At 35.6% G+C, this 19,369-nt stretch carries 15 protein-coding genes and 1 pseudogene; 6 read left to right on the forward strand and 10 right to left on the reverse strand.

Annotation, left to right across the window (positions count from 1 at the left end; all coding sequences use genetic code 11):
• Nucleotides 1–725: 725 nt before the first annotated feature.
• The 7 genes and pseudogenes from ACFIKJ_RS05390 to ACFIKJ_RS05420 all read right to left on the reverse strand — a co-directional run bounded on the left by ACFIKJ_RS05390 (nt 726) and on the right by ACFIKJ_RS05420 (nt 9,855).
• The gene (locus ACFIKJ_RS05390; RefSeq protein WP_375626958.1) at nt 726–1,127 is read right to left on the reverse strand and encodes a hypothetical protein; all 402 of its coding nucleotides are present in this window, start codon (nt 1,125–1,127) and stop codon (nt 726–728) included.
• A gap of 361 nt (nt 1,128–1,488) precedes the next feature.
• A pseudogene (locus tag ACFIKJ_RS05395) lies at nt 1,489–1,890 on the reverse strand (hypothetical protein).
• A gap of 405 nt (nt 1,891–2,295) precedes the next feature.
• Nucleotides 2,296–2,487, reverse strand: coding sequence for a hypothetical protein (locus tag ACFIKJ_RS05400; protein WP_375653886.1), 192 nt, complete (start codon nt 2,485–2,487; stop codon nt 2,296–2,298).
• Nucleotides 2,488–3,590: 1,103 nt separating this feature from the next.
• Nucleotides 3,591–4,967, reverse strand: a complete 1,377-nt coding sequence (locus ACFIKJ_RS05405; RefSeq protein WP_375670331.1) for an amino acid permease — start codon at nt 4,965–4,967, stop codon at nt 3,591–3,593.
• A 532-nt stretch (nt 4,968–5,499) separates the two neighbouring features.
• On the reverse strand, nt 5,500–5,775 hold the full coding sequence (locus ACFIKJ_RS05410) for a hypothetical protein (RefSeq protein WP_375653888.1): 276 nt from the start codon (nt 5,773–5,775) through the stop codon (nt 5,500–5,502).
• A gap of 401 nt (nt 5,776–6,176) precedes the next feature.
• Nucleotides 6,177–7,715 carry a histidine ammonia-lyase gene (gene hutH, locus ACFIKJ_RS05415; RefSeq protein WP_375670332.1) on the reverse strand — a complete coding sequence of 513 codons (1,539 nt, stop codon included), beginning with the start codon at nt 7,713–7,715 and terminating at the stop codon, nt 6,177–6,179.
• A 1,330-nt stretch (nt 7,716–9,045) separates the two neighbouring features.
• The gene (locus ACFIKJ_RS05420) at nt 9,046–9,855 is read right to left on the reverse strand and encodes a class I SAM-dependent methyltransferase (RefSeq protein ID WP_375626968.1); all 810 of its coding nucleotides are present in this window, start codon (nt 9,853–9,855) and stop codon (nt 9,046–9,048) included.
• A gap of 252 nt (nt 9,856–10,107) precedes the next feature.
• Here ACFIKJ_RS05420 and ACFIKJ_RS05425 point away from each other — a divergent pair, with 252 nt between their 5' ends.
• From ACFIKJ_RS05425 to parE, 4 genes are all read left to right on the forward strand, one after another.
• The gene (locus ACFIKJ_RS05425) at nt 10,108–10,734 is read left to right on the forward strand and encodes a LemA family protein (protein WP_015856539.1); all 627 of its coding nucleotides are present in this window, start codon (nt 10,108–10,110) and stop codon (nt 10,732–10,734) included.
• A complete protein-coding gene (locus tag ACFIKJ_RS05430; RefSeq protein ID WP_375626015.1) occupies nt 10,734–11,585 on the forward strand; it encodes a TPM domain-containing protein in 852 nt (283 codons plus the stop codon). Before ACFIKJ_RS05425 ends, ACFIKJ_RS05430 begins: the two co-directional genes overlap by 1 nt.
• Before the next feature lie 122 nt (nt 11,586–11,707).
• Entirely contained in the window at nt 11,708–12,445 is a 738-nt protein-coding gene (gene lipB / locus ACFIKJ_RS05435; RefSeq protein WP_375626017.1) for a lipoyl(octanoyl) transferase LipB, read from the forward strand.
• An 81-nt stretch (nt 12,446–12,526) separates the two neighbouring features.
• Complete coding sequence (gene parE / locus ACFIKJ_RS05440) at nt 12,527–14,593, forward strand: DNA topoisomerase IV subunit B (protein WP_375653890.1); 2,067 nt, start codon at nt 12,527–12,529, stop codon at nt 14,591–14,593.
• A 17-nt stretch (nt 14,594–14,610) separates the two neighbouring features.
• Here the strand turns inward: parE and recJ are convergent, their stop codons facing one another.
• A complete protein-coding gene (recJ, locus tag ACFIKJ_RS05445) occupies nt 14,611–16,395 on the reverse strand; it encodes a single-stranded-DNA-specific exonuclease RecJ (RefSeq protein WP_375626021.1) in 1,785 nt (594 codons plus the stop codon).
• A 296-nt stretch (nt 16,396–16,691) separates the two neighbouring features.
• Here recJ and rplM point away from each other — a divergent pair, with 296 nt between their 5' ends.
• Both rplM and rpsI read left to right on the forward strand, forming a co-directional pair.
• Complete coding sequence (rplM, locus tag ACFIKJ_RS05450; protein WP_015856544.1) at nt 16,692–17,156, forward strand: 50S ribosomal protein L13; 465 nt, start codon at nt 16,692–16,694, stop codon at nt 17,154–17,156.
• A gap of 2 nt (nt 17,157–17,158) precedes the next feature.
• Nucleotides 17,159–17,644 (forward strand): 30S ribosomal protein S9, encoded by a 486-nt coding sequence (gene rpsI / locus ACFIKJ_RS05455; RefSeq protein WP_015856545.1) that lies wholly within the window; start codon nt 17,159–17,161, stop codon nt 17,642–17,644.
• A 232-nt stretch (nt 17,645–17,876) separates the two neighbouring features.
• Here rpsI and ACFIKJ_RS05460 read toward each other — a convergent pair whose 3' ends face one another.
• On the reverse strand, nt 17,877–18,242 hold the full coding sequence (locus ACFIKJ_RS05460; RefSeq protein WP_375626023.1) for a response regulator: 366 nt from the start codon (nt 18,240–18,242) through the stop codon (nt 17,877–17,879).
• A gap of 525 nt (nt 18,243–18,767) precedes the next feature.
• Nucleotides 18,768–19,127, reverse strand: coding sequence for a hypothetical protein (locus ACFIKJ_RS05465; RefSeq protein WP_375626025.1), 360 nt, complete (start codon nt 19,125–19,127; stop codon nt 18,768–18,770).
• Nucleotides 19,128–19,369 lie beyond the last annotated feature (242 nt).

The following is a 19,369-nucleotide window of genomic DNA, read 5'->3' on the forward strand; positions in this document are numbered from 1 at the left end:
CATCTGACAACAACACTATTGCTAATCTCGTAGCTGATGAATATAACTATATTGGAGACAAAAGAGCTGTATTTTTCTCTTCTCCCGTTTAATATTTTCATTCAATTATTGATTTAAAATGAGTATTCTACTGTTGATGATCACTTGTGCAAAGCTTTTTTTATTTACTAGCGTTTTTTATCATTCATCAAGACGTAACATCTTTTTCGTCTAATTGGTACACCAAAAATATCATTATCTATAACCTGCTGATACCTTACTACCATTAAATTTGCTAAAAATGAATCACTTCGCGATACTGATAAAAGTAGATTCTCTTTGAATCTTGTGGTTTGTATCGATAACCTGCTTTAGTCATGCATTCATAAATTGCTGCAAACTCACTTGCACACGAATCCATATTTTCAGGAAAAGCGTAGATTGGCTGCCTGCCACATTTGAACAGTGCTTGTGAGATCGTAGATTCATTGACATTGGGCTTTTCTCATAATGCCAAGATCGATTGGAGGAGATTTGCTAACACATCCAGCAGAGCTTAATAAAATTATAACACTCAATAATTTCAATATTTTTCATTTCCCCCCTTCAATATTTACGATAGAAAGGCTGAAAAACTTGTTAGTATTTTCTCGCATACAAGATGGCTAGTACATTAAAAAAAAGAAACCCCGCCCCCCATGCGAGAAAAAGAATATGAGGATTATTGATTACAGAAACATCAATACCTAAGGTTGACATTCAGGTTGTTCTTTATGCTCTTTACAATGAGGACTATTCAAACGCCTCTCTACACTTCGCTGAGGAATAACTGCATCAGGCTGACAAATTGGAAGATTTTCATATTTCTCACACCACTTCACCCTTCCCAATTTATCTCGGAAACCTGCTTGGATCATACATGCATTCTCTGCCTCCTCAGCATTGAATTTCTCATCCATACTTGTTTCCGTATCAAGCCGACCATCCAAATTCTGCACTCCGCATTCCAACAGAGCTTTTTTGATCTCAAGCTGATCTGCGCCGGGCTTTTCCCATGCATCTACAGCTGTTCGAGAAGGCTGTTCTTCGTAACATCCAGCCATAACAAATAAGGTTATCCCGCTTAATAATTTTAAAATATGCTTCATTTTCCTATCCTTGAGTAATTTTGGCACGAAACAATCTATAAATTATTTTACATGCTGTTTTTTATTTTCAAAACAATGATGGACATTATCAACCTTTATTATTTTTATCTTCCCGAAGATTATAACATTATTTTTATATCAAAAATACGGTAAAATTATTACTAAAATCATATTCTATCAACGGCATGCTTATAATTATTATCAATATTTTGATTACAACAAAAATAGATATTTTTATATTATTGCGCCTACAGTTGTAGTACCCATAAATAAATAGCATTGAAATGGTGACTTAAGGACACCCCAGTGCACAGGCATGAAAAACATGAAGATAGGGATTGTTGATCATCATCAGCAAAAATTAAGACTGATATTCAGGAGCGGTTTTATATTTTTTACAAAACGAGCTGTTCAAACGCTTCTTGACACTTCGTTGCGGGATAACAGCACTAGGACGACAAATGGAGAGGTTTTCATCTTTATTAAGTATAACACCAATATAGTCCTCCCCATTTGTAGTGGAATTTTGCTTGGATCATGCAAACATCAATGGAAGCCACTGCATTGATGCTTAACTTTTTATTTTCTGGAAAGATATCATAAGGAGCTGGCATGCCACATTCTAACAGTGCTTTTCTTACCTCAGTAAAGTCTGCTCTAGGTTTCTCCCAAGCACTCAAAACTCCTAGTGGGGCTTGTCGATGTTATATCCAGCGATATTTGACAGAATGAGACCACTTAATAATTTTAAGATTTGTTGCATTTTTTTCTCCATAAATAACCTAAACCTAAATTATCTAAAATCGAATAAATTAGCATAATATGAAGCGTTCCATAGTGCATTGCACACGTATAAGGCGCATGACTATAAAAATTCTAGGATCATAGGCGCCTACCGCTCTCCTCTCCTTTCGCATGGGAATTGCTGGTGGAAATAATATATAGGGAAACTCCAAGGATACCTTATAAAAAGTAGGTGGATTGTGACCAAATCCTATACCAATGGGGTTAAGTAAATGGTTTTGTAGGTAAACACGACCTTTTTCGCCATCATTTACGACATATAATAGATTTTCTATCGATAGAGCCTTATAAGCTGTTCCCAAAAGATAGATATTGTTTCTTTGCTATATTGTGGATATCTCGCTTTTTAAAGTCACGCAATCCTTTACTTTGGGGGGCTACGTGCACGAACAATCGCGACTATATTGCCATTTAGCCCGCCAATCAAACTATTATCGATTTTGTGTTTTACATCTCTATAATCAAAACGTTTGGCTGCGCCCCTTACATCTTTTATGGTACCAAGAATGCCCACATTGACAGATCCTGTCACACCAACAAAGGACTTTTCAGGCATTTCTTGTATCTTAGAGATATCATAGTTTTCCGAAAGCGTGATATTATTTCCAGCATCAACGTTGACATCACACTCCGCTGAAACATTTGTCGGCTTACATGTTTACATCATGATCAGCAATAATCTGCACCTCTCTGCGCTTTGAAATAGGATTGAACGGAGCTATTTTCCTATTGATCGCCAGTGTCTTTCGCACTCGCACCCACAACAGAAGCACCCGCTGCTGCTCTTTTCAATCTGAAAGCCAAAGCCTGTGTGCTCTTCCTGTGTACTTGAACTATGATTACTATGACCCACAATACAGTTGCGGAGTGCATTTTGTCCTTCTCCACTTGTGATAAAAATTATCCCGTATCAATATTATAAAAAATAAGTTAGATCCTTGCTCTTTTTCTCGCAATAACAACAAGAATCGTAAAACTGTCACACGTTCATTGTTCTCTTTAATTTACTCTTCTAATGAAATTTTATTGTGATACCTTACTGCTCTTTATTGAAGTTTTTGCAAACGCAATGATACAATGACTTTGATTATTCACTATTTTCTACCAACGCCAATCCTCTTTGAGAAAAAATAATAGACAATAAAAAACTTCTCCCCTTTACCCCATAACAACTCAAATATCCTTTTAAAGGATACAGAAGACTCCAACCCTTCTTTTCGAGAGAATACATCTAGAACTTTATCTTCGCTTCTAAAAGCAATAGTAGTTTCTTAAACAACAAAATTTAAACAACAAATTTTTTAAAGAGCTTATAAAATAATAAAAACAATAACTTACCTTGTAAAACAGAACTCCATTAATACGTTTAGAAAAAGATATCTGCCTATAATCTTGTCTCTATTAAAATCTATTTGCATTGTTAAGCATTTTAACATGAAAGACTTATATTGATTTCAAAGCTCACCATAAAAAAATGCCCAATATTTATATGATTTGGCCGTTAGCATAAGCAATGGCTCACAAAAACTTCCAAAGCAAAATAATAACGAGCAGATTTTTTTCAATCTCAATTGTTCTAATCTTTAGAGTATAACAATCAAACAACTGTTCTCCTGATGACATCAGTTATTTGTTTTGAGTTTTATCTCTATTCACATTTTATTGCTGTTTCTTTTGCTTAAAATTATAAAGTTTAAGTGCATAGAAACAAATAACAAGCCAAGCAATCCAACTAAAACCTATAATTAAAATTGGCCGTGTCTCATCAAAATACCATAAGAGAATAAAAATAAAAACCATAAATAAAATAGAAAAAATCGATCCTATTGGCCAAAATGGAATTGGAAATTTTAAACCATTCTGTGCTTCTTTAGGCATCTTAATTCGCATAAAAAATTGTGAAAGTAGAATCATCATCCAAACAAAAACTGTCGCAAATGTTGCCATTGCAGCAATAAGAAAAAAAAGCTTTTCATGATAAAAATAATTAAGGACAGCACCAAGAAGAAAAATACCGAAAATCATCAAAATAACAAAAATCGGTATACCATTTTTTGATAAATATTGAAACTTCTTTAAAGCATAACCTTCCTGCGATAAACCATGTATCATGCGACAAGCACCATACATTCCACTATTCATTGCAGAAATAGCCGCTGTAACAACAACAATATTTAAGATATTTGCCGCATATGAAATCCCAAGATTTTCAAAAATGGATACAAAAGGGCTGTCCATAAGACCAATCTCATTCCAAGGATAAAGTGACATTAAAATCGCTAACGTCATGACATAAAAAAGCAAAATACGAACTGGAGTAGAATTAATTGCCTTTGAAATTGTTTGATGAGGGTTTTGAACTTCCATGACTGCCATCCCAATGATTTCTATACCACCAAAAGCAAAAACAACAACACTAAAGCAAGCTAAAAAACCAAACCAACCATTGGGAAAAATACCACCATTTTTCCATAAATTATGAACAGTAACGGTAGAAAAATCTGCACCTTCACCCCACCCAAAAAAAATAATTGCTATTCCTAAAATAATCATTGCAATGATAGCGATAACTTTAATAGAAGATAGCCAAAACTCTAGTTCACCATAGACTTCTACAGCAGCTAAATTAATACCTGTAATGATTAATGTAATACTCAGTGCCCATACCCAAGGAGCAACATCAGGATACCAAAACCCCATATAAGTCGCAAAAGCTGTAATATCAGCCAAACCAACAAGAATCATCTCAAATACATATGTCCATCCCGTTAAAAAACCTGCTAATGGTGATATGTAATTTGCCGCATAACGAGCAAAAGAACCAGGTAATGGATTATGAAGTATCATCTCTCCTAGAGCCCGCATAACCATAAAAATAGCTAAACCAGCAATACAATAGGCAATCAAAACACTGGGACCCGCAAGCTTAATTGCCTGTGCAGACCCATAAAAAAGACCTGTTCCAATAGCAGAGCCAAGAGCTAAAAAAATAACTTGGCGCTTACTCATCCCTCTTTTCAGTTCATTTATTGCCATTTCTTTCCTTACTTTATTGAAATGCTGACAATCCACACCACGATAATAGCTCTATGAGAAATAAAGCCTCATGTTTCTTTCACAAATATATTTCAAAAAACATTGAAGACCAGCCAGTCCAACACTTTGCTCTAAACAATGAAAAAATACTTTTATTGCGAACTATCTAGCTTTTACAGCCTGCAATTTCGTATTATTTTATTCAAATAAAGTGATAATGAATTTTTTTGTAATTGTCATTTAATTCATTTCGTATTCTCTAGTTTTTTACAGAGAAAATTAACCTTAATGTAATCTAAACTTTTAGGCTTTTATTTCAGTGCACTGAAATAAAAGCCTAAAAATTCATAACAAACGCATTAACTATGCGTACAATTAATTTTTTGTTACTTTAAGTAAACTCTCTTTGGGTCCAGAAAACAAACCTTTTACACCAATTGAACAGCTCAATCAATGATAATACGAATCTCGCCAATTTTCAAAAGTATGAGAAAGGGTATCTACAGCCCATCTTTTAAGGACTCCAACTGCCTTAACTACAAGCTTTCCAATGAAAAAAATATACGGTTAAAATAGCATCTTTGACTGTTGGTCCGATGATAGCATTCTCCTTACCTATAGAAGTTTGCCCTGAGATAGCAATAAAACTTTTGTTTTTCGCTGAAATAAGAGGCTCTTTCTCTTGGTCCACTATCATAATGAAAACTTCCTCTGGAAAGCCACCTCTCCTAAAATTTGCATGAATCTCGAGAATTTGAGAGAAAAAAAGAACTGTTGTTAAAACACATAATCTAGCACTTTTAACCATTTCTTTCTCCTTTTTTATTTAAAATATCAAAAATGAACTATAAAATTCATAAATTATTAAAAAATAAGAATAATATACAATAATTTTTTTACTTAATACAATACATAAAATATAATATTACAATATATAATTTGTGGATATTATTTAACTTATATTAAAAAATTTGATAGAAATCAGAAAGTATATGTATTTTAAATTTATAGTTTTTATAAAATTATGATGATAAATCCAGATCACTATAAAATAACAAAATATTTATTTGGCTACAAACAACATATATGTACAGTAATAAATACATAATTTATTAAATAATTTAAATATAGTATTGATCTTCTATATTTTCATATGAGGAAGTTTCAAAATTCAATATCCGCCCTTCATCATTGTCCCTAAAATAAATATTATTGAAAACTTAATGAAGGAAAAATTGTTTCTGGTAAAACAGATAATAAGTGCCCTTCACGCACAAGTATATGTGCTTGATGAAGATCTGGAGCCATATAGCGATCTTCCTTAAGAGAAGCAACATTTTTGCGTAAACATTCCATAACAGATTGCAAAAAAGTACTTGTTTTTAAAGGTGCACGATATTCAATTCCTTGTGCTGCAACAAGCGTTTCAATGCCAATAAGTGTAAAAAGATTTTTGCTCATTAGCAATAACCGACGAGCTCCATGGCAAGCCATTGAAACATGATCTTCTTGATTGGCTGAAGTTGGTGTTGAATCAACGGAAGCAGGATAGGCCATTTGCTTATTTTCAGACATTAAAGCTGCTGCTGTTACTTCAGCAATCATAAAACCTGAATTAAGACCCGCATTATGCGCTAAAAAAGCTGGAAGTCCATAAGAAACTGCTGGATCAACCATAAGAGCAATACGCCGTTGAGAAATAGATCCTATTTCACATAAAGCAAGAGCAATCTGATCAGCAGCAAACGCTACAGGTTCAGCATGAAAATTCCCACCTGATACAACTTCACCATTCCTTAAAATCAATGGATTATCTGTAACAGCATTTGCTTCAATAATCAGTGTTTTTGCTGCTGCCAGCAAAATATCAAAACATGCCCCCATGACCTGTGGCTGACAACGTATACAATAAGGATCTTGTACACGCTCATCACCCCGTAAATGTGCTGCACGAATTTCTGAATCCTCTACAAGCTTTTCTAATGTTTTCGATACGGCAATTTGCCCATAATGTCCTCGTAAAATATGGATATCAGGATGAAATGGCGCCGTTGATCCCATAATGGCATCTGTCGTCAAAGCTCCTGCCAGCAATCCACCACACAATGCCCGATAAGCTCGAAAAAGACCGGCAAGTGCAAGGGCTGTTGATGTTTGAGTCCCATTAATAAGAGCTAGACCTTCCTTTGCCTCTAAAATAATAGGGGACAATCCCGCTTTCTCTAATGCAACCGCTCCACTCATACGAATATTTTGAAAAAATGCTTCTCCTTCTCCCATCATAACAGCCGCCATGTGAGCAAGTGGAGCTAGATCACCTGAAGCACCAACAGACCCTTTTTCAGGGATGACAGGAATGACGCCCTTTGCAAGCATATTTTCCAGCAAATTTACCAATTCTAGACGAACTCCTGAAGCTCCTCTTCCTAAAGAGATAAGCTTTAAGCTCATTATCAAACGCACAATATTTTCAGCTAAAGGCTCTCCTACCCCACAACAATGGGACAAAATAAGATTTCTCTGTAAAACAGCGACATCGTCCGCATCAATTTTAATGGAAGCCAACTTCCCAAAACCAGTATTAATACCGTACACAGGCTCACTTCCAGCAGCAATTTCAGCAATGCGCTGAGCCCCTTTCTCGATAGCTAAATGCGTATCATTATGAAGTTTACTCACTTCACCATTAAAATAAATAGCCTCAAGTTCACTAAGCGTCACCTCGCTTGGTTTTAGTATAATAGTCATAATTTACTTTCTTTTTTAATCAAAGCGTAATGTTTAGCATTATTGATCCTTCTATAAAACAAAAAAACTATAACGACTCTTTAAAACGAGAATACTTTCTTAAAGGTATTCCTTACGATGGAGTCATTATCCAAAAGTAGAATAGTTGACGATAAATGAAATATTGACAAGCACAACCAAGGTCATGGATTTCAAAAATAGATAACGCATTAATTTATAATCATAATCTAGCATTATTTATATTGAATTTGATAAGAGATCCGAACATCTTAAGATTCTCCCATTCTAAATCTGTGTATGTTGAATTAATCAAAACCATTCGCTTGAACGTCATAAGCGAGATTGGCGTATGGATAAAACTGTACAAAAAAGAACTAAAACCCCTCTTATGAACCGTCTCAAGGGCTGTCGCAACATTGGGAAATGATAAACTGTGTGATGGTGCAGACTTGTTCTTGTGTATGAAGCGTAAAGACGAAGGACTCAATGAATTTATCATATGGATATATCATTAAGCTATTCCTACTAAACTTATAAAAATCTTAGACAGATAGCTGTCACAATCTATCATGATTGCAAAAATTAAACTCTATAGAAAATTAAAAAACTTATTTAACATATCACAACATAGAAGAAATTAAGCTTATTTACCACTTCTAAAATTGTATTTAAAGCGCCAGATTGAAACCTGAAAAGTACATCTTCAATAAAACCACACAAGACTCGAACTAACCCGTTATTTAAAATAAAAATAAAAGAAGCTTTCTTATATCAAAAAATTTAATTAACATATTGTTTTTATATTATATATTTAAAAAGAGAAATGCTTCATATAACATATTTATATTTTACTTTTTTGTTATATTGAATCTGAATTTAGAGATAATTTCAGAATTAGTTTTTTTAAAGATTCTTCCAAGCCATTACCCTTTTTCTGCAAATTTCTGATTATGATAATTTTTGTATTTTTTCAGTTATTTTTGTCAAAATTTAAGAACTCTCATTTAATAATAAGAAATAAGCGTAAAAACAAAGAATTATCAAATATTTCTATTCAATCTACCTCTTCCCCTTTTATAAAATAATCTGTTGTTAAACTACAGTAAAGAAAGCACTCCGATGCTATAATTTAGTTCATAAATTTTCTATTTAAAACTCTCTCATATAAAGTGAACAATAAAAATAAGATGTAATATGTAATAAGATGTCAATTTGAATGCTGAAGAAGAAAAAACTCTCCCCCTCAAAATCTACCTTAATAATACGTTAATCTCCTGAATACCGCCTACTCTGATGTGCTAAAAGAGCAAAAGCAATCATCGATATCAGATTATCCTGCATACATATAGAGCTCACTTCGATACAAAAGCTCCAAATTACCTTGCACTTCATATTTCTTTGTCAATGCAACCAATTGCCGCAAATATTCTTCCCCATAGCAAGCAATAGCACGTTGCGCTTGCGTTGAAGAGCGGCTCATTCCAATAAAAGCTTCAGATGGGATCATCATCGTCCAATTGTGCGTATGGAAAAAAATCTTTTCTGGATCTACCCCAAAGCCATCACTCATTTCCTGTAAAAAATCAAAATTACGATAATACCGGGAATAGTTCGGACTCATTTTCTCTAACAATGTCTCATAAGCCTCTAGAAATTCACTATGCTTGAAATCACGATTATTTTGAATAACAGCCATGACACCATTGACTCGAAGTTGATCTGAAACAGAACAAAGCAACTTAGGACGATCCATCCACTGAAACGCTTGCGCTGCAATGACAAGATCGACCTCACCAATTTGAGGCAATAGGTCTTCGGCACGCCCCTGATACCACTGCACCGTAGGAAATTTTCTTCGCCCCTTCTTAATCATATCTGCCGATACATCGATAGCATGATATTGGTGCTCATTTCCTAAAAAATTAACAACTCCCTCTAGTGCGATACCTGTCCCAGCCCCCACATCCACAATGGACAAATGCTTTTTGTTCTTAAAAGGATGGAGCATGGTTTTAAATAAAGTTAGGGGGTAGCGAGGACGATAACGATCATAATCATTAGCCAATCCATCAAACTTTTCACTTTGCCGTTGAACACTTTCTATCACAGGATTTTCCCCTTTCCCAATTATTATATGCATGTTTTGAAACAAAAATACTATAAAAATAATATATTTTCCTGTAATAATAATTTATATGAATATCATTGATCTTTTATAAGATGACCTCTATATTACCGCTATTATTTTAATATCAACAAGTCACTTAAGCGTTCCTAAAACGCATAGAGGTGTCAGTTTATTGATAAATATGCCTGTTGATAAAATTCAAAATACTTTCCAGCAAGAAGATAAACCCTATATAATACATAAAATATCTGTGGAGACATCTTTATGTTAAATGTACAAACTTCTTCAATGTTTAAAATATTAAAACAATTTTCAATCGTGATTTTTTTGGCATGGTTAGTGCCATTTTTAAGTGGGTGCGGATTTAATACGATACCAACAAATGAAGAAAAAGCACATGCAGCATGGAGTGAAGTGCTCAATCAATATCAACGTCGTACAGATCTCATCCCCAATCTTGTAGAAACAGTTAAAGCTTACGCAGCTCATGAACAAAGCGTTTTCACAAATGTAATTGAGGCACGTGCCAAAGCAACGCAAGTCAACATTAATGCAGATATGTTGAATAATCCAGAAGTTATGCAGCAATATCTCAAAAATCAAGCAAATTTATCAAGTGCCCTTTCGCGGCTTATGGCTGTTGTCGAAAACTATCCGGATCTTAAAGCAAACCAGAACTTTCTTGCTCTTCAATCACAATTAGAAGGAACAGAAAACCGAATTTCCGTTGCGCGCCGCGATTATATTGAAACAGTACGTGCTTACAATACTGCTCTCAAAACAATGCCGACGATGATTTGGGCAAAGCTATGGTTTCGTGATGCTAAACCTATGCCTACTTTTACCATCGATACTGATAGCCAACAAACACCAAAGGTTAATTTTAATTAATGAAAATATTTCAACACTCTATACAACGTCGTATTTTTCTACGTTTATGGGTTCCTTTGAGTATTCTATATTTGATCATTGCATTGGGGAATGTCACTTACGCACACACTAAGTTTCCTCCCTTAACCGGCTATATCAACGATATGGCTCATTTACTTGATCATGCAACACAAAGAAATTTAACGGAAAAGCTAGCTACACTCGAAGAGAAAACAGGAGATCAAATCGTTCTTGTGACGCTCCCTACTCTTTCGGGCAATGATATAGAGACATACAGCAATTCTCTTTTTCGTACATGGAGATTAGGTCAAAAACAAATCAATAACGGCATATTAATCGTCATTGCACCAAATGAACGCAAAGCACGTATTGAGGTAGGCTACGGTCTGGAAGGAGAACTAACAGATGCCATTTCCTCTGTCATTATTAATAGCTTCATGATTCCTAATTTTCGTGAAGGAAATTATCAAAAAGGAATTGTCGAATCCGTTCACGCAATTATCAAAGTGATCACACAAAGTGATGCTGATTTTTCTTTTCGAATCAATCAAAAAGCTAAAGCTGTTGAAGAACAACGCAAACAAGCTGAAAAAGAAGAAATGATTACAAATACAATCACGTTTCTCATTCTCTTTATAGTCATTTGTTTGCCCATTCTTGCTATGATTTTTGGTAAAAAAATAGGTCCACGAAAGTATCTTTGGCTGGGTATTGTCTTCACACCTTGGTTTTTAAACTTAAATGCGAGCGGTAGAGGTTCTGGTGGAATCTTTGGCGGACCTTCAGGGGGAGGAGGATTCAGAGGTGGTGGTGGATCATCAGGTGGTGGCGGTGCAACAGGAAGATGGTAAAACGAGCATAACGATTTTTTTAATAAAATTCATTGCACTTCTTATAAACTATCTCTTAATCCTGTTCTTTTTTTATTTTTCTGATTATAATACAAACTCAAACATCAAGATAAATATTACCAATGACATTTGAATTAAAACATACGGATCGTAATAACTTATCATATCATTTTAATGCAATTCTAGGAAATCCACCCGTTGAATGGAAGATAAGTAATCATCTAGTTGAGTATCCTGAAGCTCTGCGTTATATGCAAGAACGTGTAGAAAAAATTCTTGCAAAAACCGCGCATGAACAGGTTTGGCTTCTTGAGCACCCTTCCCTTTATACAGCAGGGACGAGTGCAAATAAAAAAGATCTTTTGGCGCCTAATTTATTCCCTGTTTATGAAGCAGGACGTGGAGGCGAATTCACATATCACGGTCCAGGGCAGCGTATTGCTTATATCATGCTTGATCTTAAACGCCGAAAACAAGACATTCGTGCTTTTATTAGTGCATTAGAAGAATGGATCATACAGATGCTTGCAAACTTTAATATTAAAGGCGAACGCAGAGAAGATCGAGTTGGTGTCTGGGTTAAACAGTCTCATTGCCCATCAAAACAAAATGATCTTTCTTCCGAAGATAAAATTGCAGCTATTGGCATTCGAGTGCGCAAATGGATAAGTTTTCATGGAGTTTCTATCAATGTTAATCCTAATTTAGCCCATTATTCAGGAATTGTTCCTTGTGGAATTAAAAACCACGGTGTAACAAGCTTTCTGGATCTAGGTTACCCTGTAACAATGCATGATATTGATATTGCTCTCAAACACGCCTTTGAACAAATTTTCGGTCCAACAATTGATGTTTCCTAAGTGCATTGATTTTTAAATAAAAAACAGGCATAAAATCGTTTTAATAAATATTTTATTTTATGAGGTAGATAGTTAAACGCTATGAGCGATAACAAAAAGGATCTTTTTAGTGTTTTAAATAAAGCCCCATCTCGGGTAAATACAAAAGAAAACACTCTGCAGTCTCCAATGAAATCAAAAGCGATGATTTCAAAAAAAAGCGCAAAAGATACGCAAGAAGATGACTATAATGCCCTCTCTATTCGAGTGCTTGAGGGTTTAGAGCCCGTACGTTTACGCCCTGGAATGTATATTGGTGGAACAGACAGTAAAGCGCTTCATCATTTATTTGCCGAAATTATTGATAACGCGATGGATGAAGCTGTTGCGGGTTATGCAGATTTTATTGAGGTCTCATTAGATAGGAACGGTTATATAACCGTTACAGATAATGGACGTGGTATTCCTGTCGAAAATCATCCTCAAATGCCTGAGAAATCTACTCTTGAAGTTATTATGACACAACTCCACTCAGGGGGAAAATTTGATGGAAAGGCTTATCAAACTGCAGGTGGACTTCATGGGGTAGGGATTTCTGTTGTCAATGCTCTTTCTGATGATATGGAAGTTGAAGTTGCACGAGAACGAAAACTTTACCGCCAACGTTTCTCACGCGGCATTCCTCAATCTGGATTGGAAGATCTGGGAGATGTTTATAATCGTCGTGGTACGCGCGTTCGTTTTCATCCTGATCGTGAAATTTTTGGTGAAAACGCAGCTTTTGATCCAGAAAAAATCTATAAGATGGCATGCTCCAAAGCTTATCTTTTTGGTGGCGTAAAAATTCGCTGGACTTGTGATCCCGTCATACTTGAAGGCGCAGAAAATATTCCTGAAAAAGCTGTTTTTCATTTCCCCAATGGGCTTAAAGACTATTTACTCTCGTCACTAAAAGATGAATATCGAGTAACATCAGAAATTTTTTCTGGCAAAACACAACAAAATAATGGCCATGGCTCCGTTGAATGGGCTATCGCGTGGCATGGTGGTGATTCTTGTGTGCAATCTTACTGCAATACGATTCCTACAGGAGAAGGTGGAACACATGAAATAGGATTACGTCAAGCTCTTTTGCGTGGATTGAAATCCTACGCTGAGTTAATAGGAAACAAGCGCGCAACAATTATTACGTCTGACGATATTATGATTTCAACAGCCGCAATACTTTCAGTCTTTATCAGTAACCCTGAATTTGTTGGACAAACAAAAGATCGATTAGCGACCATTGAAGCACAGCGTATCGTTGAGAATGCAATCCGCGATCCTTTTGATCATTGGTTAGCAAATTCCCCGCAAGAAGCAACAAAACTTCTCGATTGGGTTATTGAACGTGCTGAAGAACGTGTTAAACGACGCCAAGATAGAGAAATAAGTCGAAAAACTGCTGTCCGTAAATTACGTCTGCCCGGTAAACTTGCAGATTGTAGCCAGAACCATGCTGTAGGTGCTGAACTATTCATTGTTGAAGGGGATTCTGCAGGAGGATCTGCTAAACAAGCAAGAAATAGAGCAAACCAAGCAATTTTACCTCTTCGTGGTAAAATCTTAAATGTCGCCAGTGCTGCACATGAAAAAATGAACTCAAGCCAAACAATTAGCGATCTTATCCTTGCTCTTGGATGTGGAACACGCTCCAAGTATCGTGAAAAAGATCTCAGATATGAACGTATTATCATCATGACAGATGCTGATGTTGATGGTGCTCATATTGCGTCACTGCTCATTACCTTCTTCTTTCAAGAAATGCCTGACCTTATTCATCAGGGACATTTATATCTCGCCGTCCCTCCCCTTTATAGAATATCGCAAGGAGGAAAAGTTGCTTATGCTCGTGACGACATTCACAAGGATGAATTACTCAAAACTGAATTTACTGGAAAAGCTAAAATCGAAATCGGGCGTTTTAAAGGGCTGGGTGAAATGCGCGCGGAACAACTTAAAGAAACGACTATGCATCCTCAAAAACGTACATTGCTTCGTGTTTCTATTGATGCCGTGGAAATGCAAGAAACGAAAAAGACTGTAGAAAGTCTCATGGGAACAAAACCAGAAGCACGATTTCGTTTCATACAAGAAAATTCTACTTTTGCTTCTAATCTAGACATCTAATGTAAAAAATATCCCTTTCAAACCACTGCGGCTGCGTCAATCACACGCAGTTGCGGATTGGTCGTTCCATTCCAATAATTCAAACTAAGATGACCAGCTAAATGAATCATTTCACCAATATTTTCAAAAAGAAAATCACCAAGAGATGTCCCTACAGCACGAAAAGCTATTCCTTGCAGTTTTTTTCCTTCAACATTAGATACAATGAGGCGAAGATGTCCTTTACCAACTTCAGATAGATTCACCAATCGATGAGAGGGAAGAACAAAGACAGGTGTTGCATTCCCTGTCCCAAATGGCCCTGCTTTTTCAAGCAACTCAAACAGTGCTTCATTAACACCAGAAGCAGAAAGAGAACCATCTATACTAAGAGACTTTTTAGCATGCAACTCAGAAACCCTTAAAGAAACTTTTTCTTCTAACCATTTTCGAAAGATTTCAATTTTTGTTGATTGAATTGTAATTCCTGCGGCCATACTATGTCCCCCTCCCTTTTCTAATAAATTTAATGTAACAGCTTCACGAACGAGTGCCCCTAAATCTATACCATTAATTGAGCGTCCCGACCCTACGCCATTTCCATCTTCTTTCAAAGCAATAGCAAAAACAGGACAAAAAAAACGCTCTTTGAGACGGGAAGCAAGAATACCAATAATTCCCGGATGCCATTCTTTATGAGAAATTACAAGTGACAAGGGTATTTCTTGATCTTGATAAAGAGAAGCAATGTAAGATTCCGCTTGTGCTAATTGAATGTTCTCCATTTCTTGGCGTTCTTGATTAAGCTGATCTAATTGTTCTGCTATTCTGTCCGCTTCATCTTTATTCTCACAGCTAAGCAAACGTGCTCCCAAAGCTTGATCACCAATGCGCCCTCCTGCATTAATTCTAGGGCCTAACAAAAAACCTAAATGAAAACTATTAAGCGGCTCCCCTATTCGTGCAACCTTTGTTAAAGCTGTTATTCCTGGATTATGCATAGAACGAGCAACTTGAAGCCCTTTTATCACAAAAGCACGATTAACCCCCTGTAATGGGACGACATCACATATGGTTGCCAATGCAACAAGATCAAGCAGACTTAAAAGATCAGGCAGCTGCCCTTGGAATTGTTTTTTCCGCAGTAAATGATGAACCCAAGCTAACGTAACAAAAACAACGCCCGCTGCACATAAATGCCCCTGTTTAGAAAAATCATCAGGGCGATTAGGATTGACAAGAGCAACGGCTTCTTGATGAATCTCTGACATTTGATGATGATCTAAAATCACAACATCAGCACCAGCAAGCCTCGCTGCTTTTACCGCATCTGGACTGTTTGCGCCACAATCAACAGTGATAATTAACCGAGCACCTTCTTGCACAAGCATCCTCATTGCTTGTTCATTCGGACCATAGCCTTCAACAATACGATCAGGAATATAAATTTTGACTTCAATACCAAAATAACGAAAAAAACGCGCTATGAGTGCCGAAGAACAAGCACCATCAACATCATAATCACCAAAAACAGCAACCTGTTCTTGATTGAGAAGAGCCTTAACAATGCGCTCTGCAGCGCATTGCATATCCCTAAAACTTTCTGGATCAGGCATAAGCGTACGTAATGTTGGATTAATAAAAGCAACAGCCTCAGCTTCATCCACATCTCTTGCTGAAAGTACTCGAGCTAACTGATCTGGAAAACCAAATTTTTGAGAAATAGCACGCGCATTATTTATCCCTTTGACATCAAGGGCATCTAACCAAGCTTGACCACAAGCAGAAGATTCAACATTGAGAAAGTAACGAGACCACTGCATTATTGCTCATTTTATAATGGAGAACGATAAAATACAATCATACGTTAAAGATAAAATAGTCTTTTGCAACATTCATTTTAAGTTTAAATTGTCCACAAACTTCTTTTAATGAGGTATTATAATACCTTTATCATAACATGTTGTTTTATAAAGTTTTTATTTTCTCTTGACGTCAATCAAAAGACATTATATCAGAGTAAGGTGTATGCGTTAAATATTTCGCTATGGTAACAATTTTCAACGCAAAACAGTAAAAATTCCCTTATATTAAAAGGGTTCTAATAAAGGATACTTCTATGGCAACTTTTTCACAAAAGCCAACTGAAGTGGTGAAAAAATGGGTTATTATTGACGCAGAAAACCTTGTTTTAGGTCGTCTTGCCACATTTGTTGCTAACCGCTTACGTGGCAAACATAAAGCTACATTTACTCCACATGTTGATGATGGTGACAACGTTATTGTCATTAATGCAGATAAAATAGCTCTCACTGGCAAAAAATATACGGATAAAAAATATTATTGGCATACCGGCTATATTGGTGGAATCAAACAACGTACAGCACGTCAACTTCTTGAGGGGCGTTTTCCCGAACGCGTTATTGAAAAAGCGGTAGAGCGCATGATTCCTCGTGGTCCCCTTGGTCGCCGTCAATTGAAGAATCTACGTGTTTACGCTGGAAGCCAACATCCACATGAAGCACAACAGCCTGAATCTCTTGACGTTGGTGCTTTAAACCGCAAAAACAAAAGGATTGCTTGATTATGGCTGAAATTAATTCTCTTTCTGAGCTTAGCATAGTAACAAGTATTACAGAAACACATGAAAATGTTGTTCCTGTCCACGTGCAAAAGCTTGATTCACAAGGACGTGCTTATGCAACAGGAAAGCGTAAAGACGCTGTTGCACGCGTATGGATTAAACCAGGTTCTGGAAAAATCACGATCAATAATAAGGAATTTGACAAATATTTTGCTCGTCCTGTTCTTAGAATGATTCTTCGTCAACCAATTGTTGCAACAAACAGGGATACCCAGTTTGATATTATTGCAACCGTTGCAGGTGGTGGTCTTTCCGGACAAGCCGGTGCAGTGCGCCATGGCATTTCCAAAGCTTTAACGTATTACGAACCAGAACTTCGCTCAATCTTGAAAAAAGGTGGTTTTCTTACCCGTGATAGTCGTGTTGTTGAACGTAAAAAATACGGTAAAGCAAAAGCACGTCGTTCTTTCCAATTCTCAAAGCGTTAATTTCATTTTTTGTACAATGCATAAAGCCTCGGACAAAAACGGGGCTTTTTTTAACTGCTAAAACAGACCTTTCGTAGAGACAAATTTATATCTGTTAGAAGAAAACAAGAATGCAAAACAACAGATTCTCCTTAAACAAGAACTAAAAAAGTAGATCAAAAAATATCTGTAATATAACTTTAGTTATCTCATAAGCTTTTCAATGTCTTTTTCTATCATCACTTAACAAAATTTAGTCCAAGAAATGCTTTACCATTGTGATAAAATGAGGGACAGAAATAGGCTTTGACATATATTCTTCACATCCACTGGCACGAATTCGCTCTTCATCCCCTTTCATAGCAAAGGCTGTTACAGCAACAACGGGAATCGATCTTAGTTCTTCATCTCCTTTTAATTGTTTAATAACATCTATTCCAGAGACCTCTGGCAACTGGATATCCACAAGGATAAGAGATGGCATTGATGAACGCGCCAAATCTAATGCCATAAGACCATTACGCGTTTCAACGGTTTCATAACCACTCGCTTCTACAAGATCACGGAATAACTTCATATTAAGCTCATTATCTTCCACGATCATGACTTTTTTTGACATTCGTATAACTCCACCCTTCTCAGATAAAATAGAGAAATAGAAATGAATCCACATTCTCTTTGCTTAAGATAAAATGATAAAATGAATTGTAAACCACAAAGAGACTAGAAGCTTCCAATAAAAGCTTTTTACGCAAACATTTATAATACTCATCACTATGCTTTTTCATTTCATAAGAATGAAACCCACAAATAGTCGTAAGATTGTGATCCCCTGTATTTTTTGAGTTGATATGCAAAGTTCATGGATATCTCAATTAATACATTCGCATCATAAAAAAATATCAACCACAAACTTAGCTCAAATGTGTATTTTGAAGAGGGAAAAATTTAAGTAACCTTTAAAATAGCTGATTAGTTAAATTTAATGTGCCATATATTGCCTTACCCAAAAAAATATCTTAAGGATAAACTAATCAACATCATTAAGAGTAAAATATAACTAAACCATGATTAAATATCACGGTTTAGTTATATGAAATATTCAACAAAAGAATAATTCAAAGTTAATCAAGTACAATATCTTTTAATTCAAAGCCCATGCACTATGAGCAAAAGCATCGAATGTTCTTCCACCTGTCTCTCTGCTAGGACTCGGTGGCTTTCTAGTAAAGAAATATACAAGATATGCGATTAAACCAAAAATCGCTGCCTCCATCCCCATTAAACCCGCGACTTTTTGGACATTTTTCTCAGCCCCTTGTCCTCCAAATTGGCTAATAATCATATCAACAGCTTTAATAACTCTATTTTCCTGTGTCATTACAGAAATGAAACCAGCATTTTGAAATCTACCATTTAAAGAATCGGCATTGGCTCCTAAAACCTGTGAAAAGAAAATAGCGACTGCAACCACACATACTATACAATGCTTAAATATTTTCATCATAACCACCTATTACAATGTTTAATAAAATAAATTTTTCTTTACCCCCCTCTAAATATAAAACATTACATCATCTATCGATAACGTATATTTATCTTCTTATAATAAAAATATAATACAAAACTTTAATTAATAATTTTATTTTAATTGCTATTTTTATATTATATTATATCCGTTACATATTTATCTTAAGTTTGTCAATTGTTTTATTTGTGTTTTTATATTATACAATTTAATGCTAA

Source organism: Bartonella sp. PS7NMGDW, from assembly GCF_042193585.1.
In the GTDB taxonomy this organism is placed as follows: Bacteria; Pseudomonadota; Alphaproteobacteria; order Rhizobiales; family Rhizobiaceae; genus Bartonella; species Bartonella grahamii.